Genomic DNA, 14874 nt, shown 5'->3' on the forward strand with positions numbered 1-14874 from the left:
CTTGCCTAATAAAAATTAATGTATCGCAAAATTAAAACTTAAAGGTACTGATCAATCACTTGAATATGTTGAGCCAATGACCCTGTATTCTTTTGCATAATCAGCTGAGCAGCATCATTTAAAGCCTGCGCTTTCGCAGTATTTTGAATGATCTCAACCAATGCACTAGCCGCCTGCTCAAAATCCTGCACAACCACAACCGCATGGGCCGCTACAAACTCATCTACAATGGTTTGGAAATTAAAATAATGCTGACCTAATACTGTCGGGACATGCAACGCAATGGGCTCCAAAATATTATGTCCACCGCCCGGTTCATTTAAAGACCCGCCGACAAAACACGCCTGACTCAGTGCCAGCCAAAGCCATAATTCACCCATACTATCTGCCAAATATACCTGCGTTTCAGGCTGAATCGTTTGCTTTAAACTGCGGCGCTGTGTACGTAAATTCAGTTTCTGCGCTTCTACAAAAACCTCATCAAAGCGTTCAGGATGACGTGGTACGACTATACATAACAGCTCAGGCTGTTGTTGCAAAATCGGCTGCAGTGCCGCGAGCAGTTTTTGTTCTTCGGGTGCATGCGTACTGGCAATGGTAATGATTTTACGCTCTTGCAAAGTCCAATCTTGACGCAACTGCGCTGCTTGTTGCACAAAGCTATCGGGCGCATGAATATCAAATTTGATACTTCCCACGACCTGACTGGTATGGGGGTTTGCACCCAACTCAATAAATCGCGCTAAAGTTGCCTGATCTTGCGCCAATAATTGTTTCAAACTCTTTAGCATCGGCTGCGTCAAACTCGGGACTTTGCCATAACCCTTCGCCGATTTTTCAGATAATCTGGCATTAATCAATAAACACGGAACGTTGGCCTGATCGGCTTCAATCATCAAATTTGGCCAGAGTTCAGTTTCGACCAGAGCCAACATTTTAGGTTGATATTTTTCGATAAAACGACGGACTAATTTTTTTTGATCTGCCGGCAAATACACGGCCTGAAACAGTGATTCATACGGTGCTTTTAAAAATAATTGTTTCGCACGCGCTTGTCCGGTTTTGGTGGTATTGGTAACTAAGACCGGATGACCTGCTTTGAGATAATGTTCAATCAGCGGCTGCGCAGCGTTGGTTTCTCCGACGGAAACCACATGAAACCAAATTGCATTACGGTTTTTAACTGGCTGAAATGGCCCAAAGCGCTCAAGACACTCTTGCTGATATAGTTGGAAATCTTCAGCACGTTTTTTGATGCGCCATTGATATAGCGGCTTAATCAGCGCCAAAGCTGCGTTATACCAAAAAGGAGTAGTCAAATTATTACGCTCAAAAACGGTTTGAATCGGCAGAATATATCAGAGCATTATCCACATGTTAATGGATAATGCGTATTCAAGTGTCGATTAATAGGTTGAACGACCTGAACCAAATTTATTTTTCATGCTTGGATAATCAATATAGCCTTCGGCTACATCTGTTCCAATCATATTTTCCAACTGCAATTCATTCAGTGCAGCATTCGCTAGCAAACGTTCAAACAAATCTGGATTGGCAATATAAGCTTTACCAAAAGACACCGCATCGGCTTTACCTGAGGCCAATAAATCTACAGCATCTTCACGGCTTAAACGCATATTGGCAATATATGGCACACCATTTGAGCGCTGTTTCAGATAGTCACTAATACTGTCATCCGCCAGATATTCACGGGTAAAGAAAAATGCAATCTTCCTCTGCCCCAACTGCTCTAAAGCATAGCCAAAGGTTTCACGTGGATCATGATCGCCCATGTCGTGTTCATCACCACGCGGCGCAAGATGCACACCTACACGACCTGCCCCCCACACTTCGATCAGCGCATCCACCACTTCAAGCAATAAACGTGCGCGGTTTTCTACAGAACCACCATACTCATCTTCACGTAAATTGGTTTTGCTTTGTAGGAATTGATCGATCAAATAACCATTGGCCGCATGCAATTCCACACCATCAAAACCGGCTTCTTTGGCTTTGATCGCAGACTGTTTGTATTGTTCTACAATGCTTTTGATTTCTGCAATCTCTAATGGACGTGGCACGACATATTCGCGTTTTGGGCGAAGCAGACTGACATAACCCGCCTGTTGTACCGCACTGGCAGAAACTGGTGTATCACCATTCAAAAGGTCGGGATGTGAGACACGTCCGACATGCCACAATTGTGCCACAATTAAACCTTGCTGTTCATGTACGGCTTGGGTCACCAATTTCCAGCCCTGAACTTGAGCATCGGTAAATAAACCCGGCGTCTGCAAATAGCCATTAGCTGCTTCTGAAATGACTGTTGCTTCTGAAATGATTAATCCAGCACTTGCACGCTGTGCATAATATTCAGCCATCATCGGCGTTGGAACACGGTCAATGGTTGCACGACTACGGGTTAGTGGCGCCATTACAACGCGATTTTTGAGGTGTAAATCACCCAAAATGAGAGGAGTATTAAGTTCAGCCATATATGTCTCGCCTAACACTTCAAATGCGAAAAATGATTTAAAGTGAGTTCTGCAGATAATCAATATATTGCTGAATGAGTTCTTCATTGCGCGAAAAATACGACCATTGACCATATTTCTCGGCTTGAATTAAGCCCGCCTGTTGTAACACAGACAAATGATTAGACATCGTAGACTGCGAAACATTACCGAGTTTTTCGATATTGCCAGCGCATACACCACGATTAAAGCCGCCACATTGTTCTTCTGACAAAAATTGTTCAGGTGTTTTCAACCATTCCAAGATTTGACGTCGAGTCGGATTGGCAAGTGCTTTAAAAATTAAATCAATATCCATAATTTAAACGGGTTTAATTAAATAAAAATTTGGACAACAAAGTTCTATTCAGCATCTTGAATACACTATATCGTATTTTTTCGATTTTTATATCGATTTTTTTAGATATGATGATCAAAAACAGATAGAACTTTGTTTTCTATATAAATTTAAATTACAAACCTTGTTTGAGGCTGGCTTCAATAAACTTATCTAAATCACCATCAAGTACCGCGCCGGTGTTTGAACTTTCCACACTGGTACGTAAGTCTTTAATACGCGAGTCATCTAAAACGTATGAACGAATTTGGCTGCCCCAACCGATATCGGACTTGGTGTCTTCCAACGCTTGTGCCGCATCATTACGTTTTTGCATCTCAAGTTCGTACAATTTTGCACGTAACTGTTTCCAAGCATGGTCACGGTTGGCGTGCTGTGAACGTTGGTTCTGACATGCCACCACAATCCCTGTTGGAGCGTGAGTTAAACGTACTGCAGAGTCTGTTTTGTTAATGTGCTGACCACCCGCACCAGATGCACGATAGGTATCAGTACGAACATCAGCAGGATTGATTTCAATTTCAATATTGTCATCAATTTCAGGCGATACAAAAACCGCTGAGAATGAAGTATGGCGACGGTTACCCGAGTCAAAAGGTGACTTACGGACTAAACGGTGTACGCCAGATTCTGTACGTAACCAACCATATGCATACTCACCTTCTACACGGATCGTTGCAGACTTGATCCCTGCCACATCACCATCAGACTCTTCCATCACTTCTGCTTTAAAACCATGACGTTCAATCCAACGTAGATACATACGTAGTAACATCGATGCCCAGTCCTGTGCTTCAGTACCACCTGAACCTGCTTGAATTTCGACATAGCATGGGTTCGGGTCCATCGGATTACTGAACATACGACGGAATTCTAATTTCGCAAGTTCTGCTTCCGCTGAAGTTAACTCTGCTTGCACATCTGCAAGTAAGCTTTCTTCTTCTGCTTCAACCGCAAGATCCAACATCGCTTGGGCATCTTCTAGTTGAGTTGAAAGCCCTTCGAGCACGTTAATGACGTTTTCGAGTTCACCTTTTTCTTTTGCCATTGCTTGCGCACGGCTTTGATCATTCCAAATTGCTGGGTCTTCCAGCTCACGTAGAACCTCTTCTAAACGCTCTTTTTTCAGATCGTAGTCAAAGATACCCCCGTAATGTTTGACCACGGTCGTTTAAGTCTTTTAGCTGTAATAGATACGGATTAATTTCCACGTGAATTACTCTCAATCAAAAAATTTGGCTTAAATAGCCGCCTATTATATCACAGAGCATTTGCACAGTTTCAGCCAGATTGATCATCCAAATCATTGACTTCAATGCACATAATATGAACAATACGCTCGCGTTACTATTTATTACATTTTATTTACAACAATAATGTTTCGAGGGTTTTATGAAAAAGACATTACTTGCACTAGGATTAGCTGTTATCACTTCATCAACTTTTGCTTATGATGCGCAAATTGATGGTGGCTATACATATACTGATTGGGATGATGACTATACAGATTCAGATCATTCTGTTGATGTAAAAGGTACATTGTACTTTGAGTCAGTAAAAACTGGTAATGGTCCGTTAAATGAAGCCGCATTCCTTGGACATAACAGCAACGTCTATGCGCAATATGCTTTTAATCGTAAAGAAAGCGTTGATTATATTGCATTTGATGAGTCTATTTCAGAATTTGGTTCAGGCAAAGATGAACAAGATACACATTCGATTTCGGCGGGTATCGAATACTACTATCAACAATTTTATGTAAATGGTGAAATTGGTACTTCTCGAGTTAAATACCAAGAAAATTATAAATTCCCTAGTTGGTCAGGTTCTTATAAAGACGACTATGATTCAACAACATACCGCGCATTAGTAGGTTATTTACCTGTCTCTAACCTTTTACTTGCTGTTGGTATTGATGGCTATCAAGGCGACAACGATGAAGACGAAGACAACCGTTTTGCTGTCAAAGCAAAATATGTTGCGCCTCTGAACAATGGTCAATACATCAACCTGGAAGCAGATGGTGCTTTTGGTGATTTAGATTCTGTTACGATTGGTGCAGACTACTACTTCGACCAAGCATTTAGCGTGGGTGCATCTTACAACATCGAAGATGATGGTGATGTAGACACGGATTTCTTCGCTATCCGTTCAAAATACTTCCTTAACCCGAACCTAGCAATCGGTGGTCAGGTTGGTTTTGGTGACGACGTTCAAGCGTTCAACATCAATGCAACTTTCCGTTTCTAATTTCGTTTGAATTAGGAATGTGCATAAAAAAGCACCTCAAAATTGAGGTGCTTTTTTCTTTTGGATGTAATATTTACTTTAAAAAAAGTCCAGTTATTGACCAAATAATCTACAAATTCATAATATCTACACAGTTTTAATAAAACAAAACATTAATAATAATTATATATTTTTCAACATCTTAAGTAATTAAAATTACATAAAATTACCGAATACACAGTTCTGCAACTTTGCAGCGATTGACCATCTTTAAAAATTCTCTAGACTAAAACTTGTAACAAAAAATGTATTAAATTTAGCCAAACAATTTAGAGGGGTAGTTTCCATGAAAAAACTCGCAATTGCTTCAGCACTTCTTTCTGCACTTGCTATTACAGGTACAGCTCATGCTTATCAAGCAGAAGTAGGCGCTTCAGCTGGTTACATCGACCCAGATAATGGAAGCTCTGGCAGTGAATTTGGTGTAAACGGTACTTATTACTTCAACCCTGTTCAAACGCGTAACGCTCCTCTTGCAGAAGCTGCATTCTTAAACCGTGCAAGTAACGTAAATGCACACGCAACTTTCGCTGACCGTGGCAATGTTGACGACAATACTTATGGCGTTGGTATCGAATACTTCGTACCAAACTCGGATTTCTATGTATCTGGTGATGTAAGCCGTAATAATGTCGAAGTTGACACTCCATTCGGCACAGTAGACAACGATACAACTTACTACGGCGCTGAAGTCGGTTATCTTCCTGCACCAGGCTTCTTAGTTGCAGTTGGTGTGAAAGGTTGGGATAACGATGAAGATGACGGCGTAGATCCAACTTTACGTGCTAAATACGTAACAACTTTAAGTAATGGTAAAGACATCAACCTTGAAGCGGGTGCAGCATTCGGTGATCTAGATGAATTCAATCTAGCAGCGGATTACTTCATCGACAAAACATTCAGTGTTGGTGCTGACTACTACAACAACGATGTCACTGATCGTAACGAAGTAGGGATCAATGCACGTAAATTCTTCAACCAACAAGTGAGCCTTGAAGGTCGTGTTGGTTTCGGTGAAGTTGGCAACAATGACTACAATTCATTTGGTGTAGCAGCGAAATACCGCTTCTAATCCATTGAAGTCAAAAACATAAAAAAAACCGCTCTTCTGAGCGGTTTTTTTATTTGCCTGTAAAAATAGAATTTATTGAGCCAAGTGTAAAACTCTCAATTGAACACTGACATTTCCTCTAAATTCATTTTTATCGAGTTCGTAGACCAAGCGGATTTGATCTTGCATAGGATTAAATTCATACTTTTCTGCCGCATTAAATGCAATTGCGTCCACCATTAAGCCATTATCTAAAGCAAGTTTTAATTTCAGATGCACATCTTTCAACCAACGATAATCTAAAACTTTAAATAGACCTTCATAGACCGGTGCAGGAAATTTTTGTCCCCATGGACTTAAATTTTGTAGCAGATCGACGGTTTCGACATTAATGGCCGAATCAGGCAATTCACCATCTGTCCAAATAGTCGCCTGAAATAAACTTTCATCTTGCGCAGCGATCAGTGCCTCAAAGGCAGTTTTAAATTCAGAAAAATGCTGCTTTTGAATGGTTAGTCCTGCCGCGGCAGCATGCCCACCAAAATGACTCACCAAATGCGGATATAATTCAGCAATACGCTCAATACTGTCTCGAATATGAATACCTTCAATCGAACGCGCAGAACCTTTAATATGTACGCCATCTTCATCTGCGGCAAAGACGATTGCAGGTCTATGGAATTGTTCTTTCAAACGCCCTGCAACAATCCCAATTACCCCTTGATGCCAATGCTGTTCAAACATGATCAAGGCTGCAGGTAAGTTATCCTGATCAAGCTGAATATGTTCTAACTCAGCCAGAGCTTCCTGTTTAATCTGCCCTTCGACTTGGCGTCTTTCAATATTGAGTTGATTCAACTGCTGCGCAATCGGATAAGCCGTACTTAAATCTGCCGCAATCAGACACTCAATCCCAATATCCATAGTCTCCATACGCCCAGCTGCATTGAGTCGTGGGCCAACTACAAAGCCCAAGTCCTGTGCTTTTAACTGTGCGGGATCACGACCAGCGATATCCAATAATGCACTGATCCCTGGACGACATAGTCCTTGCTGAATCCGCTTCAAACCAGCATCGATCAAAATCCGATTATTCAGATCTAGACTTGCAACATCGGCATAAGTGCCTAAGGCCACCAAGTCCAAATATTGGCTGAGGTTGGCTGTGGATTTAGCATTTTTTTTGCGCATACTGGCCAAATTTGCCAACACATAAAATGCGACACCCACACCAGCCAAGGCTTTACTTGGAAATTCACATCCCAACTGATTGGGATTTACCACCGCTTCTGCTTGTGGTGTTTCCTTCGTAGTCAGGTGATGGTCTGTAATGATCACCTGCATACCATGTGCCTGTGCCTGCGCTACACCAGCATGGCTCGAAATACCATTATCGACCGTAATCAGCACATCTGGTGTAAGGCTCACGAAGGCCAAATCAGCAATGGCGGGTGTCAGGCCATAACCATACTTAAAACGATCTGGAACTAGATATTCAACATCCGCGCCCATGTCACGCAGTGCCAAGACCATCAATGCAGTACTGGTTGCACCATCGGCATCATAATCACCAACAATGACGATTTTCTTTTGAGTATCAATTGCTTGATCGATTATTTCAATCGCTTGCTCTAAACCCTTTAAGTTTGGCGCATGTAAGTGCTTAAGCTTCAATTCCAGCTCTTGTGCGGAAGAAACCCCTCGACGTGCCAATAAATCCGCAATAAACGGCGCAACGCCCTGAATATCTTCAGGGCGTGTCAAATAGGGTCTTTGTTGAATTAAAAGTTTAGACATTTATGGCATCAGTCGCTGTAGAACCCATTGACCATCCTGTTGTTCATAACTCAAACGATCATGTAAACGATTCGGACGGCCTTGCCAAAATTCATAATAATCTGGAACTAAACGATAGCCACCCCAAAACTCAGGTTTCGCCAATACGTCTTTAGTTTCCACTTGATCATGCAAATTTTGGAACCGCTGTTGTAATTCTTCACGACTGGCGATAACACCACTTTGTGGAGTGCTAATGTGTGCTGCGATTTGGCTGTCACGCGGTCGTTTATGGTAATAATCCGTCGATTCTTCAAGAGAAATCTTTTCCACACGACCACTGACCCGAATTTGACGCTCCTGCTCTTGCCAATAAAACAATAATTCTGCATAAGGATTATCGAGCAGATCATTGCCTTTTTGACTGTCATAGTTGGTGTAGAAGTCATAACCTGCATGGGTCGCACCGCGCAACAAGACCGTCCGCACGTGCGGACGACCTTGGGCATTTGCCGTAGCCAAAGACATAGCATAGGGTTCATGCAGTTGTGCAGCTAAGGCATGGTTAAACCATAATAAAAACTGCTCATGTGGATCATGGTTCACCTGATCTTCATGCAACTCACCTTTTTGATAAGTTAAACGCAGTTCACTTAAGTCCTTAATCACATCATTCATGCAATTTCCCCTCTTCATTTAAGCTGCATTGGCACGAACAGCATCGGCCAAATGATTTGCCAACGCGGTGACTTCTTCAAGGTCATTACCTTCAACCATGACACGAATGACCGGCTCTGTGCCTGATTTACGAATCAAGATGCGACCACGCCCTTTAAGCTGAGCTTCAGCTTTTTCAAATTCAGACACCAAAGCTGGTACAGCATACGGGTCAAACATCGCTGCAAGGCGTACATTCACTAATACGTTTGGCAATAATTCAAAACCTTCCACAAGTTCATGCAAGGCTTTGCCTTGTTCAACCATCACCGTTAACACCTGAAGTGAAGCAATGATCGCATCACCTGTGGTGCTCTTGTCCAAAGTCAAGATATGACCTGATGGCTCACCGCCCGTTACCCAACCCTTTTCTTCTAGGCCTTGTAAAACATAGCGGTCACCGACTTTGGCACGAAGCAACGGCACTTTGGCTTGATCTAAAGCAATTTCAAGCGCCATATTGCTCATCACAGTACCCACGATACCCGCAGGTTTTTGACTCGCTTGAGTGGCTAAAATATAGAGAATATGGTCACCAGTAATTTGCTGACCATTTTTATCGACCATAATCACGCGGTCAGCATCACCGTCAAAGGCAATCCCTAAATCCGCCTGATGTTCAACCACTGCTTTTTGTAAAAACTCAGGATGCGTCGAACCACAGTCTTTATTGATATTCAAACCATCCGGTTCGTTAAACAGCGCAATCACTTTTGCACCCAGTTCACGATACACCGAAGGGCCAACGCTATAGGCTGCACCATTGGCACAGTCCACCACAATTTTTAAGCCTGTCAGGTCAAAATGGTACGGGAAGGTTGATTTACAAAACTCGATATAACGACCATTGGCATCCTTCACACGCACACTTTTACCTAAGTTTGCTGGGTCTTCGATCACCAAGTCATTTTCAAGTTCTTTGTTAATGGCTTCTTGAATTTCATCCGGCAATTTTTTACCTTCGCTCGAGAAGAACTTAATGCCATTATCAAAATAAGGGTTATGCGACGCCGAGATCACGATGCCTAAGCTGGCATGTAATGCACGGGTTAAATGGGCAATTGCGGGTGTAGGTAATGGACCCAGCAAATGAACATAAACACCTGCTGCGTTTAAACCGGCTTGTAATGCTGACTCTAAAATATAGCCCGATAATCGGGTATCTTTACCTAGTACAACGATGGGCTTTGCTTTTTTACTGTATTGTTTTAATACTTTACCTGCGGCAAATCCTAGTTTTAATGCAAATTCAGGGGTAATAGGCAATTCACCGAATTTGCCACGAATGCCATCTGTACCAAAATAACTCATGTTGTACTCACTTCTTAATGGTGATCTTAATCATCACTTTTTACTGCAAATACTTTACACCAAAAACAAAAAGGCCGTCATATTAATGACGGCCTTTTCGGCTAAAAGCTACTAAATATCAACCAACACGGTAGTTTGGTGCTTCTTTAGTAATAGTCACGTCATGTACGTGAGATTCAGACATACCTGCCGCAGTAATTTTGACAAACTGTGCATTTTTACGTAAGTCATCGATCACCGCAGAACCGGTATAACCCATAGATGAACGTAAACCACCCATCATTTGATGAACGATGTTACCCATTGGGCCTTTGTACGGTACGCGACCTTCAATACCTTCTGGTACAAGTTTTTCAGCGCCTGCTTTTGAGTCTTGGAAATAACGGTCAGCAGAACCTGTTGCACCTGCCATCGCACCCAATGAACCCATACCACGATACGCTTTGTAGTAACGACCTTGGAAGAATTCAACTTCGCCCGGTGCTTCTTCAGTACCCGCCATCAATGAACCTACCATGATGGTACTCGCACCGGCACCAATCGCTTTTGCCATATCACCAGAGAAACGGATACCACCGTCTGCAATCAATGGAATTTGATCTTTTAGTGCATTGGCAACGCTGTCAATCGCAGAGATTTGCGGCATACCAATACCAGCCACAATACGTGTAGTACAGATTGAACCTGGGCCAATACCCACTTTCACTGCATCTGCGCCAGCATCTAATAATGCAAGAGCTGCATCACCAGTCGCGATGTTACCGCCAATCACTTGAACTTGTGGATAGTTGGCTTTAACCCAACGTACACGTTCAATTACACCTGCAGAGTGACCATGTGCAGTATCAACAACAATCGCATCAACACCCGCTTCTACCAATGCTTCTACACGGCTTGGTGTTTCTGCACCTGTACCAACTGCAGCGCCAACGCGTAAACGACCTAAGTCATCTTTGCAGCTGTTTGGATAGTTTTCAGCTTTACGGAAATCAGTAACCGTGATTAAACCTTTCAGTTCGTTGTTGTCATTTACAACAAGGACTTTTTCAATACGGTGTTTTTGAAGTAATGCTTGGATATTTTCTTTTGATTCGTTTTCACGAACAGTTACCAAACGATCATGACCTGTCATGATGTTACTAACAGGTTGCTCAAGATTGGTTTCAAAACGAGTGTCACGACCAGTAACAATACCCACCACTTGACCGTCTTTCACCACTGGTACACCGCTGATGTTATTTGCTTGAGTTAAAGCAATCAGCTCACGTACAGTCGTTTCTGGTGTAACGGTAATTGGGTCTTTCACCATACCTGCTTCAAATTTTTTCACGCGGCGAACTTCTGCAGCTTGTGCAGCAATATCCATGTTTTTATGCAGGATACCGATACCACCGTTTTGCGCCATTGCAATTGCCATACGTGATTCAGTCACAGTATCCATCGCAGCAGAAACAAGTGGAATATTCAAATTGATGCCACGTGTGAAACGTGTCTTAAGAGAGACATCTTTTGGGAGAACAGTAGAATAGGCAGGGAGTAATAAGACATCATCAAAGGTTAGGGCTTCTTGAACGATGGTCAACATAACAGTCTCGCTGGTAATTTCCGTGAGCCATTATATACAAATTTCCGTTCAATTTTCATTTTAATTGCGGCAATTCTTTACGGAGTTTTCAATATTAACCATCGAATATGCTGTTTTCAGCAAGAATACACTGAGGGTTAGTCAGCAACTTGTTCAATACAGGCAGAATCCGAAGACTCTACCGCTTAATTTCAATAAATTTATTCTGGAACTAAAGCCTTAACTGACTTGATCGAAATCTTCATCATTTTCAGCGTCATGCAGTGGAATACTGATCAATGGAATCATTTGATGCGCGATGCGTGCTTTATTACATTGCTCATCAGCTATCTGCACACTTTTACATGTGGAACTCCGAGCCTCGTACACCCTACAACTCACTGCTTGCCCAATTTTCCCACCCAAAGCGATACAACGAGACTGTGTTTGATTGGTGCCCGCCATACATGAATACACGGCATTAACCGGTTCAGTATAATGTTCGGGCATATTCAGCCCTTCTGCCCAATAAAAAGAAACGCGATAGTGGGCACAACATGCTCCACAGGTTAAACATGCATCCTGAGTCGGTATTTGAGACAACATTTTTATCTATTCTCGTCATCTAAAAGCTTATTTTATGGACGAAAAATACTAAAAAATGTTATCTGCAAACTCAATTATTTTTTCTGAATTTTCAAGTCATTATACTGGGCAAGTAAAGACTGTTTCATCCATTAAATCGACACCACACTGCAAGGTTTCGATCCAATCTAAGAATTGGTTGATCTGTTCTTTACCAATAAATGGCGTGCCGTGCTGCGGTACGATCATTTCCACATCCATCGTCCGTACCATGTTGACCCACAGACGGATCACTTTGTTCGAACACATGTAGCGCTGATGGAAGCCTTTCATTTTAGGAATATGAGCGGCAAAATTTTCTAAAGGTTTAGAGGCATCATCCACCATAGATGCGCCCATATCCCCTGAGAATAAAATTTTGGCAATCGGGTCATAAAATTGGAAGTTACCAACCGAATGTAGGAAATGTGCAGGAACAGCCACCAAATGACTGTTGCCTAATGGAATCACCTGACCATGATCTGGCAGTTCAATCAGACGATCCAACCAGTTGCCTTTCATCCGGTCACTCATAAATGCAGAGTTTAAATGTGGTAAGAAACGCGCCCACAGCTTAGATGCCACCACTTTGGCGTCAGTATAAACCAACCAACGCGGCATCGAGGTAATAATGTCTGGGTCCTGATGCGAGGCCATCACATAGTCAAGATTGGTCAAACGGGTATATTTATTCAGTTCCATAGTCAGTGGGACATAGGTCAAGTCACCACCCGGATCGAGCACCGCTGCGCGCTCATTATCCAAAATCAGGAACTGGTTCGCCTGTACGCCCTCGCCTTTTACCAAGCTGGTAAAGCTAATACATTTATGCTTTCCATCATCATAAAGTACCTGTGATGTTGTGCGTTCGAAAGCCATTCCCATTCCCCAAATTTTTTATCAAAAAAAATATATTCTATAGGTTAATAACATATATTTATTTAGGGAAACTTACAATAAATATTCAGTCAATATTATCTGAAATATCAGTGAATTGGGTCTCATTTATTGGCAAAGAATCCTGAGTTTTTAACTCAGGATTTCATGTATTTTTAATATGGTGAGATCATTATTTAAAATAAATAGTGTTGTGCCAACGCAGCCAAACCAATCACCAAGAATACTAGGGCGCCAATTTTATGAATCAGTGAAATCGGTAGTTTTTCTGCTAGTTTGTTCCCAATAAATACCGCAGGCGCATTAACCAACATGATGCCTAGTGTCGTCCCCAAAGTCACCCAGCCAATACTGTCAAAGCGTGCAGCCAGTGCAACTGTGGCAATTTGGGTTTTATCTCCAATCTCAGCCAAGAAGAACAAAACGAAAGTGGCACCAAAAACCCCATATTTTTGCCATTTATTGATACTTTCAGATTCATCATCCAATTGATCGGGGATCAACATCCACACCGCCATAGCAATAAAGCCCAGAGAAACAATCCACAATAAAACGGTTGGGCTTAAAACGGTGGTAATCCATTGACCCAGCACAGCAGAAACCCCGTGGTTCACCACAGTCGCGAGGAAAATTGCAATTAAAATCGGAACGGGTTTACGAAAACGTGCAGCAAGCAGTAAGGCAAGTAATTGTGTTTTATCACCCATTTCTGACAGGGCAACAACAGCAAGGGAAATGAAGAAAGCTGTTAACATGGTGCATTTCTCTGGCTAGCAATAACATATACCGATGACTTATCCCTCCTGCTAGCCAATGTGCAGAGTGATAAATCAAAGGTCTTGCCAACAAAAGAAAGCTACGAAGAGCTCATTTGGTTCTTTGCTATGATGACCATGCTCGTTTTAGAGCAAATATGTTGACCATCACCTTCTTACTTTGCGTAAAAAGCGGCTACTCCCCAATGAAGTAATGCTATTCTAGCGAGGAATGCATGTTTTCGCAATTTTAATTTTCGATGACTCAATTTGATATGCAAAACAATAATCAAAAATTTCAAGAATTTATTCAACACTATATGCATGTGCAAGATGTATTAATCATTGCAGGCGGCCCGTCTCAGCTCAGTTTTGACTTAGCCACCATTCAGCCCTCAAAAAAGCTGCTGATCATTTGCTGTAATCAAAGTTTTCTTCAACTTCCTCAGGCTCAAATTGCCCATCATTCAGACTATGCATGGTGGTTACAGTATCAACCCATGCTCAAAGCCTGCTTTCAAGGTGACATCATTAGCGGATGTGGTTTAGGTCACAACCGGCCATATCCTGAACATGAAGTGATCAATCTCAAAACCGTGCGCATCGACACGCAAGCGGAGTTATTTCATTCACCGCACTTTGTTTATGGTAATAATTGCGGCCTTCAAGCCTATTCACTCGCACATCTCTTTCAACCGCAGCGTATTTGGCTGATGGGCTATGACTTTCAGCACCAACACGGTCAAACACATGCATATCAGCATCAACATGTGCAAGAACTTGAGCATTATGAAAAGTTTTGGGGCTTATTTTTAAAAGACTTTCAACGCTTTGAACATTTACGACAAAAGCTTTGGTCGACGGCGCAGCCACATCGTACGCTTCCACTCACCTATAACCTCAACGCAAACTCGGCATTAAAGCTCTACCCTTCACCCATTGAACTTCCTGATTGGCTTTGTCAGTCCACCACCACGACGCCATAAAAAAACCCTGCCAAAGCAGGGTTCATTTTGAAA

The 14874-nt window shown here is 42.2% G+C and carries 14 protein-coding genes and 1 riboswitch; of the genes, 3 read left to right on the forward strand and 11 right to left on the reverse strand.

What is annotated here, in order from left to right:
* Positions 1–38 precede the first annotated feature (38 nt).
* The 4 genes from FTU65_RS04845 to prfB form a co-directional block, all read right to left on the reverse strand.
* Positions 39–1319 (reverse strand): 3-deoxy-D-manno-octulosonic acid transferase, encoded by a 1281-nt coding sequence (locus tag FTU65_RS04845; RefSeq protein WP_180066466.1) that lies wholly within the window; start codon positions 1317–1319, stop codon positions 39–41.
* A gap of 87 nt (positions 1320–1406) precedes the next feature.
* Positions 1407–2495 carry an alkene reductase gene (locus FTU65_RS04850; protein WP_111884475.1) on the reverse strand — a complete coding sequence of 363 codons (1089 nt, stop codon included), beginning with the start codon at positions 2493–2495 and terminating at the stop codon, positions 1407–1409.
* Between the two features lie 37 nt (positions 2496–2532).
* Positions 2533–2832, reverse strand: coding sequence for a helix-turn-helix transcriptional regulator (locus tag FTU65_RS04855; protein ID WP_078190555.1), 300 nt, complete (start codon positions 2830–2832; stop codon positions 2533–2535).
* Between the two features lie 154 nt (positions 2833–2986).
* Positions 2987–4082, reverse strand: a protein-coding gene (gene prfB, locus FTU65_RS04860; RefSeq protein ID WP_111884474.1) for a peptide chain release factor 2 whose coding sequence is annotated in 2 segments (ribosomal slippage) — positions 2987–4009 and positions 4011–4082 — 1095 coding nt in all. Because the reading frame shifts where the segments join, the coding sequence is not laid out codon by codon here.
* Between the two features lie 181 nt (positions 4083–4263).
* On the opposite strand from prfB, the gene FTU65_RS04865 reads away from it, so the two are divergent.
* Positions 4264–5121 (forward strand): putative porin, encoded by an 858-nt coding sequence (locus FTU65_RS04865; RefSeq protein WP_180011592.1) that lies wholly within the window; start codon positions 4264–4266, stop codon positions 5119–5121.
* A gap of 325 nt (positions 5122–5446) precedes the next feature.
* Positions 5447–6232, forward strand: coding sequence for a putative porin (locus FTU65_RS04870; RefSeq protein WP_180011594.1), 786 nt, complete (start codon positions 5447–5449; stop codon positions 6230–6232).
* Positions 6233–6304: 72 nt separating this feature from the next.
* Here the strand turns inward: FTU65_RS04870 and recJ are convergent, their stop codons facing one another.
* The 7 genes from recJ to FTU65_RS04905 all read right to left on the reverse strand — a co-directional run bounded on the left by recJ (position 6305) and on the right by FTU65_RS04905 (position 13855).
* Positions 6305–8008, reverse strand: a complete 1704-nt coding sequence (recJ, locus tag FTU65_RS04875) for a single-stranded-DNA-specific exonuclease RecJ (protein WP_180066468.1) — start codon at positions 8006–8008, stop codon at positions 6305–6307.
* On the reverse strand, positions 8009–8665 hold the full coding sequence (gene pdxH, locus FTU65_RS04880; RefSeq protein ID WP_180066470.1) for a pyridoxamine 5'-phosphate oxidase: 657 nt from the start codon (positions 8663–8665) through the stop codon (positions 8009–8011).
* An 18-nt stretch (positions 8666–8683) separates the two neighbouring features.
* Positions 8684–10015, reverse strand: coding sequence for a phosphoglucosamine mutase (gene glmM, locus FTU65_RS04885; protein WP_111884469.1), 1332 nt, complete (start codon positions 10013–10015; stop codon positions 8684–8686).
* A gap of 118 nt (positions 10016–10133) precedes the next feature.
* Positions 10134–11600 (reverse strand): IMP dehydrogenase, encoded by a 1467-nt coding sequence (gene guaB / locus FTU65_RS04890; RefSeq protein WP_078190562.1) that lies wholly within the window; start codon positions 11598–11600, stop codon positions 10134–10136.
* A 219-nt stretch (positions 11601–11819) separates the two neighbouring features.
* Complete coding sequence (locus FTU65_RS04895; RefSeq protein ID WP_168379406.1) at positions 11820–12185, reverse strand: YkgJ family cysteine cluster protein; 366 nt, start codon at positions 12183–12185, stop codon at positions 11820–11822.
* 99 nt (positions 12186–12284) lie between these two features.
* Entirely contained in the window at positions 12285–13082 is a 798-nt protein-coding gene (locus FTU65_RS04900) for an MBL fold metallo-hydrolase (protein ID WP_078190564.1), read from the reverse strand.
* A gap of 194 nt (positions 13083–13276) precedes the next feature.
* Positions 13277–13855 carry a TMEM165/GDT1 family protein gene (locus FTU65_RS04905; RefSeq protein ID WP_078190565.1) on the reverse strand — a complete coding sequence of 193 codons (579 nt, stop codon included), beginning with the start codon at positions 13853–13855 and terminating at the stop codon, positions 13277–13279.
* Positions 13856–13929: 74 nt separating this feature from the next.
* Positions 13930–14072, reverse strand: a riboswitch (yybP-ykoY riboswitch).
* A 58-nt stretch (positions 14073–14130) separates the two neighbouring features.
* Between FTU65_RS04905 and FTU65_RS04910 the strand changes: the two genes are divergently transcribed.
* Entirely contained in the window at positions 14131–14841 is a 711-nt protein-coding gene (locus FTU65_RS04910) for a methyltransferase type 11 (protein WP_180066472.1), read from the forward strand.
* The last annotated feature ends 33 nt before the right edge of the window (positions 14842–14874 follow it).

This window comes from Acinetobacter sp. YH12129, from assembly GCF_013418685.1.
Lineage (GTDB): Bacteria > Pseudomonadota > Gammaproteobacteria > Pseudomonadales > Moraxellaceae > Acinetobacter > Acinetobacter amyesii.